The sequence below is a fragment of the Streptomyces sp. NBC_01351 genome, from assembly GCF_036237315.1.
In the GTDB taxonomy this organism is placed as follows: Bacteria; Actinomycetota; Actinomycetes; order Streptomycetales; family Streptomycetaceae; genus Streptomyces.
In genome coordinates this window covers 3,902,501-3,915,461 of record NZ_CP108356.1, presented here as the reverse complement: position 1 = coordinate 3,915,461, position 12,961 = coordinate 3,902,501, and the positions used below count along the sequence as shown (strand labels likewise).

Annotated in this window: 8 protein-coding genes and 3 rRNA genes; 9 read left to right on the top strand and 2 right to left on the bottom strand. The window is 64.6% G+C overall.

Going from position 1 to position 12,961, the window contains the following annotated elements:
- The first annotated feature begins 80 nt into the window (after positions 1-80).
- Positions 81-1,841 carry an ATP-binding SpoIIE family protein phosphatase gene (locus OG625_RS17895; RefSeq protein ID WP_329390754.1) on the top strand — a complete coding sequence of 587 codons (1,761 nt, stop codon included), beginning with the start codon at positions 81-83 and terminating at the stop codon, positions 1,839-1,841.
- Positions 1,842-1,917: 76 nt separating this feature from the next.
- Here OG625_RS17895 and OG625_RS17890 read toward each other — a convergent pair whose 3' ends face one another.
- Positions 1,918-3,228 (bottom strand): MFS transporter, encoded by a 1,311-nt coding sequence (locus OG625_RS17890; protein ID WP_329381726.1) that lies wholly within the window; start codon positions 3,226-3,228, stop codon positions 1,918-1,920.
- Between the two features lie 112 nt (positions 3,229-3,340).
- Between OG625_RS17890 and OG625_RS17885 the strand changes: the two genes are divergently transcribed.
- The 7 genes from OG625_RS17885 (at position 3,341) to OG625_RS17855 (ending at position 10,926) form a co-directional block, all read left to right on the top strand.
- On the top strand, positions 3,341-3,877 hold the full coding sequence (locus OG625_RS17885) for a MarR family winged helix-turn-helix transcriptional regulator (protein WP_319733805.1): 537 nt from the start codon (positions 3,341-3,343) through the stop codon (positions 3,875-3,877).
- Between the two features lie 559 nt (positions 3,878-4,436).
- Positions 4,437-5,961, top strand: a 16S ribosomal RNA gene (locus OG625_RS17880).
- Between the two features lie 283 nt (positions 5,962-6,244).
- Positions 6,245-9,367: ribosomal RNA gene (locus OG625_RS17875) — 23S ribosomal RNA — on the top strand.
- Positions 9,368-9,443: 76 nt separating this feature from the next.
- Positions 9,444-9,560 (top strand): 5S ribosomal RNA (gene rrf, locus OG625_RS17870).
- The 16S, 23S and 5S rRNA genes sit together here, the layout of an rRNA operon.
- A gap of 118 nt (positions 9,561-9,678) precedes the next feature.
- On the top strand, positions 9,679-10,035 hold the full coding sequence (locus OG625_RS17865) for a DUF6247 family protein (RefSeq protein WP_329381720.1): 357 nt from the start codon (positions 9,679-9,681) through the stop codon (positions 10,033-10,035).
- Between the two features lie 80 nt (positions 10,036-10,115).
- Positions 10,116-10,322, top strand: coding sequence for a hypothetical protein (locus OG625_RS17860; protein WP_329381717.1), 207 nt, complete (start codon positions 10,116-10,118; stop codon positions 10,320-10,322).
- 55 nt (positions 10,323-10,377) lie between these two features.
- A complete protein-coding gene (locus OG625_RS17855) occupies positions 10,378-10,926 on the top strand; it encodes a GNAT family N-acetyltransferase (protein ID WP_329381714.1) in 549 nt (182 codons plus the stop codon).
- Here the strand turns inward: OG625_RS17855 and OG625_RS17850 are convergent.
- Positions 10,897-11,793, bottom strand: a complete 897-nt coding sequence (locus OG625_RS17850) for an NADP-dependent oxidoreductase (RefSeq protein ID WP_329381711.1) — start codon at positions 11,791-11,793, stop codon at positions 10,897-10,899. The genes OG625_RS17855 and OG625_RS17850 overlap by 30 nt on opposite strands.
- Before the next feature lie 90 nt (positions 11,794-11,883).
- Here OG625_RS17850 and OG625_RS17845 point away from each other — a divergent pair, with 90 nt between their 5' ends.
- A complete protein-coding gene (locus OG625_RS17845; RefSeq protein WP_329381708.1) occupies positions 11,884-12,843 on the top strand; it encodes an AraC family transcriptional regulator in 960 nt (319 codons plus the stop codon).
- The last annotated feature ends 118 nt before the right edge of the window (positions 12,844-12,961 follow it).

Below are 12,961 nucleotides of genomic sequence, written 5' to 3'. Positions count from 1 at the left end.
ACAGAGTGACAACGTCCAGTCCGCGACCACCCCGACGAGCGACACAGCGACCACTTGCGACACCACGAGGCTTGAACGCAGTGAACTTCACGCGCTGGAGCGCCCGGTTTCCCGGAACGCAGCGCCGCGCCGCCGCCCGGACCGAACACGCCGCCGCCCAGGCCAAGAGGGGTGAAGGCTCGGTTCCGGCCGCCCGCGGCGGCCGCGCCGACCCCGGAACCGACCGGTCCGCGCCCATCGCGGACGGGGGCCCCGCCGACCCCACGGTCTCCGGCACCGGCTCCGCCACGGCCCGTCGTACGGGCATCCCCGCCGCGGTGCCCTCCCTCGACGAGCTCTCCGTCCGCGAGGTCATCGGCCGACTCCCGGCCCTGGTCGCCCTCGTCCACGGCCCCGAACACCACGTCGCGTACGTCAACGAGGCCTACACCGCCGGCTTTGGCACCCGCACCCCCGGCGCCCCCGCCCACGAGGCCCTCCCCGAACTGGGCGACCTCGGCCTCCTCCCGCTCCTCGACCAGGTCCAGCGCAGCGGCAAGCCCCGTACCGCCAAGAACCGAACCGCACCCGGCGGCACCAGCACCTACACCGTCACCTGCACCCCGGTCGACTTCCCCAAGACCGAGACGGCCGGCGAAGCCGAGGCGCACACCGGCGTCCTGATCCACCTCGCCGACGTCACCGACCACGCCGAAGCCGTAGAGCGGCTGCGCGCGAGCGAGCGCCGCCAGCGCGAGGCAGCCGTCACCCTCCAGCGCTCCCTCCTCCCGCAGGAGCTGGAGCAGCCCGACGACCTGCGCGTCGCCGCCACCTACCAGCCCGGCGGCACCGAGGCGGCCGTTGGCGGCGACTGGTACGACGTCATCACCCTCGGCGCCGGCCGCACCGCCCTCGTCATCGGGGACGTCATGGGGCGGGGCGTCCGCGCCGCCGCCGTCATGGGCCAGCTCCGCACGGCGGTCCGCGCGTACGCCCGCCTCGACCTCCCGCCCCACGAGGTCCTGCAGCTCCTCGACGGCCTCGCGGCCGAGATCGACGCCAGCCAGATCGCCACCTGCGTCTACGCCGTCCACGACCCGAACGAGGGCCTGCTCGCCTACGCCTCGGCCGGCCACCTCCCGATCCTGGTCCGCGACGAGGACGGCACCGTACGCAGAGCCGCCGACCCCACCGGCCCGCCGCTCGGCACCGGCGGCTGGCTGCACACCTCGGGCACCATCGCACTGGGCCCCGGCTCCACCGCCGTCCTCTACACCGACGGCCTGGTCGAACGCCGCGGCGAGGACATCGACGAGGGCGTCGCCGCCCTGGAACGCGCCCTCTCCGGCGCCCAGGGCACCCCGGCCGTCATCTGCGACCGCCTGATGCGCGCCCTCGGCGTGGACGCCGACCACGACGACGACGTCGCCGTGATGGTCCTCCAGCAGCCCGCCCGCACCGGCGCCGACGCCGAGCTCTTCCACAATGCCGCCCTGGAACTCCTCGGCGGCATCGAAGCGGCCCCGCGCGCCCGCGCCTTCGCCCAGGGCGTCCTCGCCTCCTGGCGCTTCCCGGTAGAGCTCTGCGACCTGGGCGTCCTGGCCGCGAGCGAGCTCGTCGCGAACTCCCTCCAGCACGGCACCCCGCCCATGCGCCTGCGCCTGCGCCGCACCGACCGCCGGCTGATCATCGAAGTCACCGACGGCGACGACCACCTCCCGCGCCGCCGCCGCGCAGAACCGGCCGACGAGACGGGCCGCGGCATCTCCATCGTCGCCACCATCGCCTCCGCATGGGGCTCCCGCCGCACCCCGGGCGGCGGCAAGGCCGTCTGGTGCGAGTTCGCCCTGCCGGACAAGTAGCCGAAGACACGGAGAGGCCCCGGTCCACCAGGACCGGGGCCTCTCCGCACACGCCATACGTAATACGTACGCCGCTCTACACGCGCGCGGGCTCCACGACCGCAGCCGGAACGGGGGCGCCGACCACGGGCCCACCCTGCGCCACGACCTTGCTCACCAACGACGGGTTGTCCTGCTCGGGGCTCAGCTGCTTGCCGAGCCGCAGAGCCAGCCCGACGATCCCGAGCGACACCAGCACGAAGGTTCCGATGTACAGCATCGGCACACCCGCACCGAGCGGCACCCCGAGCGGCCCGAGCGCCAGCGCCATCTGCTTGACCAGCGCGAACGCCGAGTTGTACTGCCCGACCGAACCCTCCGGCGCCAGATCGGCCACCAGCGGCGCGACGGTCGGCGACAGCATGGCCTCACCGATGCCGAACAGCGCGTACGTGGTGATGAACGCGGCGGCGGCCATTACCGCGCTGCCGTGCCCCAGCCCCGAGAACCCGGCGATGACCCACGCCACGGTCCAGATCAGACCCACCAGCGCGATCACCCGCGACCGCCGGCGCTTCTCGACCAGACGCAGCACCACGAACTGCGCGAGCACGATCGCACCGGTGTTGGCGGCGAGCGCGAACCCGAGCGTCGAGGGGGAGATCCCGGCGGCCTCGGTACCGAAGGCAGCCAGACCCGACTCGAACTGTCCGTAGCAGGCGAAGAACAGCACGAACCCGAGCAGGCACAGCTGCACCATGGCCTTGTGCCGGAGCATCAGCTTCCAGCCACCGCCACCCTGAGCCGGCGCCTTCGGCCGGGCGTCCTTGAAGCCCGGCGCCTGCGGCATCCGCACGGTGGCGATGACCCCGGCCAGCACCAGGAACATCACGGCCTCGATGCCGAACAGCAGGATGAAGCTGGCGGGCCGGTCCTTGTCGACGATGAGCCCACCGATGAGCCCACCGATCCCGAGCCCCAGGTTCTGCATGAAGAACTGCAGAGCGAAGGACCGCGTACGAGTGGCCGGCGTCGAGCACCACACGATCATCGTGGCCAGCGCCGGCTGCATCACGGCCTGCCCGGCGCCGAGCGCCAGGGCGGACAACAGGATGGGCACGAGGCCCGTGGAGAGCCCGAGCGAGAGCGCCCCCACGGAAGCGGCAGCGGCGGCGGCCATGACCACGGGGACGGGTCCGCGTCGGTCGATGACCCGACCGGTGAAGGGCAGCGCGACGAGAGCGCCCAGGGCGAACGCCACGAACGCGCTCGTGGCGGCCATGGAGCCCAGATCTCGCACCTGCGCCACATAGATGTAGAGGTACGGAACCGTGAAGCCGATGCCGAACGCGGTCAACGCGTTCCCGGCCTGGATCCGCCGCATCGCAGCGCCCATCACCTTGGTCACTTCTCACCTGCCTTGTAACTGAAGACCGAAAGACTTCATCCCTAAACTTCAATCCTTAACTCTACACATCGAAGGAGTTAGACGCCAACGGCCTCATGCGATACTTCGACGCATGGGTGACACCCCCGACGGCACTACGCCCGTCCACGAGCCGAGCCTCGACGAGCAGATCGCCGTCTACCAGCGCGAGTTCCAGGACCTCGACCCCCAGGTCGAGAAGGTGGTCTCGGCCCTGAGCCGCCTCAACCGCCGTATGAACGTCGCGTACGGACGCCAGACCGCGGCCCTGGGCATCAGCAACGCGGAGTGGGAGGTCCTCAAGGCCCTCGTCATTTCCGGGTCCCCGTACCGGATGGGCCCGAGCGAGCTGGCCAAGCAGCTGGGCCTCACGCCGGCGGCGATGACCCACCGGATCGACCGCATGACGGCGGAGGGCCTGGTCACTCGTGAGCGGGACGAGTCCAACCGCGTCCGCGTGATCGTGGAGCTCACGGACGAGGGCCGCAGCAAGTGGCTGGACGCGATGCGCGCGGCCACGGTCTTCGAGGAGGACCTCCTCCAGGACCTGTCGACGGCGGAGCGCGGCGTCCTGGGCGACATGCTCACCCGCCTGCTGGACCGCGTGGAGGACCTCCAGTCCCCCAGCTGACCCGGAGTTGACACAGACCCTGCGACTCCGTAAGGTTCTTCGAGTTGTCCCTGAGCCGGAAGGTTTCGGCGACAACGAATCCCGCCGCCTCGTTGCGGCACCCAACTCAGCAAGATCTCCCACTGGGAACGCATTCGGCATGCCCGAATGAATTTCCGAAGGCCGATTATGAATCGTCCGGGAAATCCACTAGAGTTCGGGAGTCGGAAGGGCCCAACAGCCCGGAAGGCAAACCCCGCTGACTGGGAGTCAGGCCCGAAAGAGTCTGATAGAGTCGGAAACGCAAGACAGCAGAACGAAAGCCCGGAGGAAAGCCCGAGAGGGTGAGTACGAAGGAAGCGTCCGTTCCTTGAGAACTCAACAGCGTGCCAAAAATCAACGCCAGAAGTTGATACCCCGTCCACTTCGGTGGATGAGGTTCCTTTGAAAAAGACCTGTAAGGCTCCCTCGTGGAGTGCTTGCAGGCAACAACACAGCGAGGACGTTGTGGTCAGTCGGTCTTATTCCGACCAAGACTGGCCCGCTCTTTCGTGTGTGTGAACCGGATTACCGGTAAACATTCATGGAGAGTTTGATCCTGGCTCAGGACGAACGCTGGCGGCGTGCTTAACACATGCAAGTCGAACGATGAAGCCCTTCGGGGTGGATTAGTGGCGAACGGGTGAGTAACACGTGGGCAATCTGCCCTTCACTCTGGGACAAGCCCTGGAAACGGGGTCTAATACCGGATACCACTCCTGCCTGCATGGGCGGGGGTTGAAAGCTCCGGCGGTGAAGGATGAGCCCGCGGCCTATCAGCTTGTTGGTGGGGTAATGGCCCACCAAGGCGACGACGGGTAGCCGGCCTGAGAGGGCGACCGGCCACACTGGGACTGAGACACGGCCCAGACTCCTACGGGAGGCAGCAGTGGGGAATATTGCACAATGGGCGAAAGCCTGATGCAGCGACGCCGCGTGAGGGATGACGGCCTTCGGGTTGTAAACCTCTTTCAGCAGGGAAGAAGCGAAAGTGACGGTACCTGCAGAAGAAGCGCCGGCTAACTACGTGCCAGCAGCCGCGGTAATACGTAGGGCGCAAGCGTTGTCCGGAATTATTGGGCGTAAAGAGCTCGTAGGCGGCTTGTCACGTCGGATGTGAAAGCCCGAGGCTTAACCTCGGGTCTGCATTCGATACGGGCTAGCTAGAGTGTGGTAGGGGAGATCGGAATTCCTGGTGTAGCGGTGAAATGCGCAGATATCAGGAGGAACACCGGTGGCGAAGGCGGATCTCTGGGCCATTACTGACGCTGAGGAGCGAAAGCGTGGGGAGCGAACAGGATTAGATACCCTGGTAGTCCACGCCGTAAACGTTGGGAACTAGGTGTTGGCGACATTCCACGTCGTCGGTGCCGCAGCTAACGCATTAAGTTCCCCGCCTGGGGAGTACGGCCGCAAGGCTAAAACTCAAAGGAATTGACGGGGGCCCGCACAAGCAGCGGAGCATGTGGCTTAATTCGACGCAACGCGAAGAACCTTACCAAGGCTTGACATATACCGGAAAGCATTAGAGATAGTGCCCCCCTTGTGGTCGGTATACAGGTGGTGCATGGCTGTCGTCAGCTCGTGTCGTGAGATGTTGGGTTAAGTCCCGCAACGAGCGCAACCCTTGTCCTGTGTTGCCAGCATGCCCTTCGGGGTGATGGGGACTCACAGGAGACCGCCGGGGTCAACTCGGAGGAAGGTGGGGACGACGTCAAGTCATCATGCCCCTTATGTCTTGGGCTGCACACGTGCTACAATGGCCGGTACAATGAGCTGCGATACCGTGAGGTGGAGCGAATCTCAAAAAGCCGGTCTCAGTTCGGATTGGGGTCTGCAACTCGACCCCATGAAGTCGGAGTTGCTAGTAATCGCAGATCAGCATTGCTGCGGTGAATACGTTCCCGGGCCTTGTACACACCGCCCGTCACGTCACGAAAGTCGGTAACACCCGAAGCCGGTGGCCCAACCCGTAAGGGAGGGAGCTGTCGAAGGTGGGACTGGCGATTGGGACGAAGTCGTAACAAGGTAGCCGTACCGGAAGGTGCGGCTGGATCACCTCCTTTCTAAGGAGCACAGTACCGATTGCAGACAAATGTTCTGCACGGTCAGCTCATGGGTGGAACGTTGATTAGTTGGCACGGTTTCCTGGATGGATCACGAGTACTGCTTCGGCGTGGAAAGTGACTCACTGATGGGGGATCGTGCTTGGCACGTTGTTGGGTCCTGAAGGTACGGCCGTAAGGTTGCGATCTTCAGTGCCGGCCCCAGTGAACTTGATCTGTATAGGTCAGGGTGATGGGTGGCTGGTCGTTGTTTGAGAACTACACAGTGGACGCGAGCATCTGTGGCCAAGTTTTTAAGGGCGCACGGTGGATGCCTTGGCACCAGGAACCGATGAAGGACGTGAGAGGCCGCGATAGGCCCCGGGGAGCTGCCAACTGAGCTTTGATCCGGGGGTGTCCGAATGGGGAAACCCGGCAGTCGTCATGGGCTGTCACCCACTGCTGAACACATAGGCAGTGTGGAGGGAACGAGGGGAAGTGAAACATCTCAGTACCCTCAGGAAGAGAAAACAACCGTGATTCCGGGAGTAGTGGCGAGCGAAACCGGATGAGGCCAAACCGTATGCGTGTGATACCCGGCAGGGGTTGCGCATGCGGGGTTGTGGGAATTCTTTTGATCGGTCTGCCGGCCGGTCGGCGAGTCAGAAACCGTTGATGTAGTCGAAGGACATGCGAAAGGTCCGGCGTAGAGGGTAAGACCCCCGTAGACGAAACATCAGCGGCTTGCTTAAGAATCTCCCAAGTAGCACGGGGCCCGAGAAATCCCGTGTGAATCTGGCGGGACCACCCGCTAAGCCTAAATATTCCCTGGTGACCGATAGCGGATAGTACCGTGAGGGAATGGTGAAAAGTACCGCGGGAGCGGAGTGAAATAGTACCTGAAACCGTGTGCCTACAAGCCGTGGGAGCGTCGCGCATTGAGTTTACTCAATGCGTCGTGACTGCGTGCCTTTTGAAGAATGAGCCTGCGAGTTAGCGGTGTGTAGCGAGGTTAACCCGTGTGGGGAAGCCGTAGCGAAAGCGAGTCCGAATAGGGCGATTGAGTTGCACGCTCTAGACCCGAAGCGGAGTGATCTAGCCATGGGCAGGTTGAAGCGGAGGTAAGACTTCGTGGAGGACCGAACCCACCAGGGTTGAAAACCTGGGGGATGACCTGTGGTTAGGGGTGAAAGGCCAATCAAACTCCGTGATAGCTGGTTCTCCCCGAAATGCATTTAGGTGCAGCGTCACGTGTTTCTTGCCGGAGGTAGAGCACTGGATAGGCGATGGGCCCTACCGGGTTACTGACCTTAGCCAAACTCCGAATGCCGGTAAGTGAGAGCGTGGCAGTGAGACTGTGGGGGATAAGCTCCATGGTCGAGAGGGAAACAGCCCAGAGCATCGACTAAGGCCCCTAAGCGTACGCTAAGTGGGAAAGGATGTGGAGTCGCAGAGACAACCAGGAGGTTGGCTTAGAAGCAGCCACCCTTGAAAGAGTGCGTAATAGCTCACTGGTCAAGTGATTCCGCGCCGACAATGTAGCGGGGCTCAAGCGTACCGCCGAAGTCGTGTCATTGCAGCAATAGGGCCAACGCCCGCTGTGATGGGTAGGGGAGCGTCGTGTGCCGGGTGAAGCAGCAGCGGAAGCTAGTTGTGGACGGTTCACGAGTGAGAATGCAGGCATGAGTAGCGATACACACGTGAGAAACGTGTGCGCCGATTGACTAAGGGTTCCTGGGTCAAGCTGATCTGCCCAGGGTAAGTCGGGACCTAAGGCGAGGCCGACAGGCGTAGTCGATGGACAACCGGTTGATATTCCGGTACCCGCTTTGAAACGCCCAATATCGAATCCTCTAATGCTAAGGCCGTGAAGCCGTTCCGGACCCTTCGGGGAAAGGAAAGTGGTGGAGCCGCCGATCCAAGGTGGTAGTAGGTAAGCGATGGGGTGACGCAGGAAGGTAGTCCAGCCCGGGCGGTGGTAGTCCCGGGGTAAGGGTGTAGGCCGAGGGGTAGGCAAATCCGTCCCTCATTAAGGCTGAGACCTGATGCCGAGCCGATTGTGGTGAAGTGGATGATCCTATGCTGTCGAGAAAAGCCTCTAGCGAGTTTCATGGCGGCCCGTACCCTAAACCGACTCAGGTGGTCAGGTAGAGAATACCGAGGCGTTCGGGTGAACTATGGTTAAGGAACTCGGCAAAATGCCCCCGTAACTTCGGGAGAAGGGGGGCCATCACTGGTGATCGGATTTACTCCGTGAGCTGGGGGTGGCCGCAGAGACCAGCGAGAAGCGACTGTTTACTAAAAACACAGGTCCGTGCGAAGCCGTAAGGCGATGTATACGGACTGACGCCTGCCCGGTGCTGGAACGTTAAGGGGACCGGTTAGTGACCTTTCGGGGTTGCGAAGCTGAGAACTTAAGCGCCAGTAAACGGCGGTGGTAACTATAACCATCCTAAGGTAGCGAAATTCCTTGTCGGGTAAGTTCCGACCTGCACGAATGGCGTAACGACTTCTCGACTGTCTCAACCATAGGCCCGGTGAAATTGCACTACGAGTAAAGATGCTCGTTTCGCGCAGCAGGACGGAAAGACCCCGGGACCTTTACTATAGTTTGATATTGGTGTTCGGTTCGGCTTGTGTAGGATAGGTGGGAGACTTTGAAGCAGCCACGCCAGTGGTTGTGGAGTCGCCGTTGAAATACCACTCTGGTCGTGCTGGATGTCTAACCTCGGTCCGTGATCCGGATCAGGGACAGTGTCTGATGGGTAGTTTAACTGGGGCGGTTGCCTCCCAAAGAGTAACGGAGGCGCCCAAAGGTTCCCTCAGCCTGGTTGGCAATCAGGTGTTGAGTGTAAGTGCACAAGGGAGCTTGACTGTGAGACCGACGGGTCGAGCAGGGACGAAAGTCGGGACTAGTGATCCGGCGGTGGCTTGTGGAAGCGCCGTCGCTCAACGGATAAAAGGTACCCCGGGGATAACAGGCTGATCTTCCCCAAGAGTCCATATCGACGGGATGGTTTGGCACCTCGATGTCGGCTCGTCGCATCCTGGGGCTGGAGTCGGTCCCAAGGGTTGGGCTGTTCGCCCATTAAAGCGGTACGCGAGCTGGGTTTAGAACGTCGTGAGACAGTTCGGTCCCTATCCGCTGTGCGCGTAGGAATATTGAGAAGGGCTGTCCCTAGTACGAGAGGACCGGGACGGACGAACCTCTGGTGTGCCAGTTGTCCTGCCAAGGGCATGGCTGGTTGGCTACGTTCGGGAGGGATAACCGCTGAAAGCATCTAAGCGGGAAGCCTGCTTCAAGATGAGTATTCCCACCTCCTTGAGAGGGTAAGGCTCCCAGTAGACGACTGGGTTGATAGGCCAGATGTGGAAGCCCGGTAACGGGTGAAGCTGACTGGTACTAATAGGCCGAGGGCTTGTCCTCAGTTGCTCGCGTCCACTGTGTTAGTTCTGAAATAACGAACAGCTGTGTCAATGCCAGCGTTCAAATTTCATAGTGTTTCGGTGGTCATAGCGTTAGGGAAACGCCCGGTTACATTCCGAACCCGGAAGCTAAGCCTTTCAGCGCCGATGGTACTGCAGGGGGGACCCTGTGGGAGAGTAGGACGCCGCCGAACAATCATTGCGGGAAGCCCCGCACCAGCCCTTTACGGGCTCGGTGCGGGGCTTTTCTGCGTTCCGGACCGCTTTCAGATGCGCGGCCCAGTATCCTGGCCGCGTTCCCTGGAGGATGCGATGACAGCACAGCACCTGGAAGACGGCGGGCCGCTCATTCCTCAGCCTGCCATGACACGGGAAGCCCTCCGGGACGCCGTGCGCCGGATCGACATGGCCAACCTCGCCGTGTTCGACAAGGAGTGCAACGAGGCGTTCGACCGTGCGGCGGAGACCGGTGCCATCAACCCGTTGAGGTTCTTCCTCATCAAGTGGGCCACGCATGTGGCGATCCATCGCCGGCCGGCCCGCTCCGCGGCGCTGCACGAGGCGGAGCGAGTCGCGGGGGACCCGAGCGCGACCGAGCAAGAGTTCCGGGACGCCATGGAGATCAGCAGCCGCATCCTTGCCGAGGCGCAGCGCGAGATCGGTCAGTGACTCCGCGGGGCGAAGGCGTCGAGAACGACAGCGGCTGGGCGTGGGAGTGTGACCCCAGCCGTCTGTGGGTGCTTGGGGACATGCCCGCGGAGCACCAGGAGGCGGTCGCCACCGTGATGGACGGCCTGGTCGACCTGGCGTCGATGGCCATCGACCCCAAGGGCGGCAGCCTCTACGAGGATCCCCAGCCCATGCGGTTGCGGACGTACGAAGACGAGCACCTGATGGTTTGGTACCAGACCATCCCGCATCGCAGCAGGGTCTACCTGAAGCGCGTCAACCTCTGAGTCGCGCATCCTCCCGGCCGGGTCGCTGATCGGCGCCGTTGACATACTCCGGCCCATGGATACGAGGTCGAGGGCGGGCGGGATACGGCCGGGCCGTCCCGCGGAATGGGCGCTGCGTTCTGCCGAGCCGGCGGATGTCGAGGCGATCGCCGAGTTGCGGGCAACGGTGATGCGTCCGGACCTGGAGCGCTTGGGACGGTTCGACGCACACGGGGTCCGGCAGCGGCTGCGGGATTCGTTCTCCCCGCAATACACCTCGGTCATCGTGGCCGATGGGGCCTTCGCGGGCAGCGTCACCCTGCGCCCGGCCGAGGACGAGCGGTGGCTGGAGCACTTCTACCTGGCTCCGGTCTTCCAAGGCCGGGGGCTCGGATCGGCGGTTCTGCGGACCCTGCTGGAGCAGATCGACGCCGACCGAGTGCTCGTCCGTCTGAATGTCCTGCAGGGCAGTGCCGCCCGCGGGCTGTACGAGCGCCACGGGTTCACCGTGGAGGCCGAGGACGCGGTCGACGTCTTCATGGTGCGACGCCCGGGCGCGGAAGCAACTCGGCGTCTCCCGCTTACCTCTCAGCTCTCACATCTCAGTGATCCGACGGAACGATGACGACCTTGCCTCGTGTCCGGCCTTGCTCACTACGGCGGTGACCGTGCCGGCGTCGACGAGTTCCACGAGCGCGGCCAGGTGTGCGGCATCGTTCCGGGCGACCATGTGCATCGAGCTCACCCCGGAGTCCGCAGACGGCTCGATCGGGGTCGCGATCGAGACGATCCTTCCGCCCGGCCGCACCACGGGCGCCAGAGCGGCGGCGTCCGACGGGCTCAGCGGGACGAGGTTCAGGAGGGTGTCCACCTGCCCCTCGATCAGCGCACCCACCGGTGCGGCGGTGTAGTCGATCACTTGGTCCGCCCCCTGGCGTCGTACCGCCTGGGCGCTCCGAGCACTGGCCGTCGCGATCACCTCGGCCCCCGCCTGCTTGGCGAGCTGCGTCACGAAGCCTCCGACGCCGCCGCCCGCACCGTTGACCAGTACCCGCTGGCCTGCGGCCACCTTCCCGTGCTCGAACACCGCCTGCCATGCCGTCAGGCCGGCCACGGGAAGGGCGGCAGCATGCGCCAGCGGGAGGGAAGCCGGCGCGGCGACCAGAAGGGCGGCGGGCGCACGTACGTACTCCGCGGCCGCTCCTCCGTCGAGCCGCCCGACGACCCGGTCGCCGACGGCGAAGCCCTCCGCCCCCGCGCCGATCTCGGCCACAGTGCCGGAGACGTCCCAGCCGAGCGTGTAGGGCAGTTCCACGGGAAGGAACGCCTGGAGCAGACCTGCACGCAAGGCGGTCTCGGTGGGGTTGAAGGAGGTCGCGGCCACACGGATGAGCACCTCACCGAAGGCGGGACGTGGACGCGGAACGTCGTCGTAGCGGATCACGGACGCATCGCCGTACTCGTGGATGCGCGCGGTCTTCATCGTCGTCATGCCACGCAACCTACGGCCGCCTGTAGAGACGATCCATGTGTCAAGCTGCTCAGTTCATACGCGAACGTCTTGCATCTGTACGCTCGCCACATGGATGTCCTCAGCGACGTGGTCGCGGTGACGCGGACCGGTCGGCCCCGGTCAGCGCACGTTCGGTGGCATGCCCCGTGGGGGCAGCAGTTCGCCGCCGTCCCCGGGTCGGCGGGATTCCAGATCATCCTGCAGGGCTCCTGCTGGCTGCTGCCTCCCGACGCGGAGCCCGTCCAGCTGGACACGGGAGACGTGGTGTTCCTTCCCCACGGCAGCGGACACACCCTGGCCGACACCCCCGAAACCCTGCTGACGGCGCCCGACTGCGCGCCTGACGAAGGCCAACAGCCGTACAGCACCTATGCCTTGGACACCGTGGACAGGAGCGGAGGCGGCGGCCCGGTCACGGTAGTGCTCTGCGGGGCATACGAGCTCGACCCCTCCCGCACGCACCCCTTGCTGCGGACCCTCCCGGATCTGATCCACTTGCCCGCGCACCCGGGCCGCCGCCCCGAGCTGCGGTCGGCGGTGGAGCTGCTGGCCGCCGAACTGGAAAGCCCACGCCTGGGCACGGACGCAGTCGTTCCCGCGCTCCTGGACACGCTCCTCCTGTACATCCTGCGCATCTGGTTCGACGAGCAGCCCTCCCAGGCCAACACCAGGGGCTGGGCCGCCGCACTGAACGATCCGCCGGTCACCGCCGCCCTCCACGCCATCCACCGGGACCCGGCAGCACCGTGGACAGTGGCCGGCCTCGCCGAGGAAGCGGGCCTCTCCCGGGCGCCGTTCGCCAGGCGCTTCGCGATGCTGGTCGGCCAACCGCCACTCGGCTACTTGACCTGGTGGCGGATGACCACGGCCGCACGCCTGCTGCGGACGTCGGACGTACCGCTGAGATCCATCGCCGCCCAGGTCGGCTACACATCGGAGTTCGCCTTCGCCCACGCCTTCAAGCGCACGCACGGGACGGCCCCAGGGACCTACCGGCGGACGGAACCGAGCCTGCTGTCCAAGGCCTGAGGGCAGGCCACGACCAGGTCGATGCGAGGTCGAGGCGCCCTGGGGGAGACCCCGCAGGGCGACTGACGTGCCGTACGTCAAGCTCGTTTTGACACCCCCCAACCAGGGTTGTACAGTC

What these genes read in the sequence shown, in the direction of transcription:
- OG625_RS17865 (WP_329381720.1), top strand. Translation starts at nt 9,679, where the DNA reads ATGACAGCACAGCACCTGGAAGACGGCGGGCCGCTCATTCCTCAGCCT.
- OG625_RS17860 (WP_329381717.1), top strand. Translation starts at nt 10,116, where the DNA reads ATGCCCGCGGAGCACCAGGAGGCGGTCGCCACCGTGATGGACGGCCTG.
- OG625_RS17845 (WP_329381708.1), top strand. Translation starts at nt 11,884, where the DNA reads ATGGATGTCCTCAGCGACGTGGTCGCGGTGACGCGGACCGGTCGGCCC.
- OG625_RS17885 (WP_319733805.1), top strand. Translation starts at nt 3,341, where the DNA reads ATGGGTGACACCCCCGACGGCACTACGCCCGTCCACGAGCCGAGCCTC.
- OG625_RS17850 (WP_329381711.1), bottom strand. Translation starts at nt 11,793, where the DNA reads ATGACGACGATGAAGACCGCGCGCATCCACGAGTACGGCGATGCGTCC.
- OG625_RS17855 (WP_329381714.1), top strand. Translation starts at nt 10,378, where the DNA reads ATGGATACGAGGTCGAGGGCGGGCGGGATACGGCCGGGCCGTCCCGCG.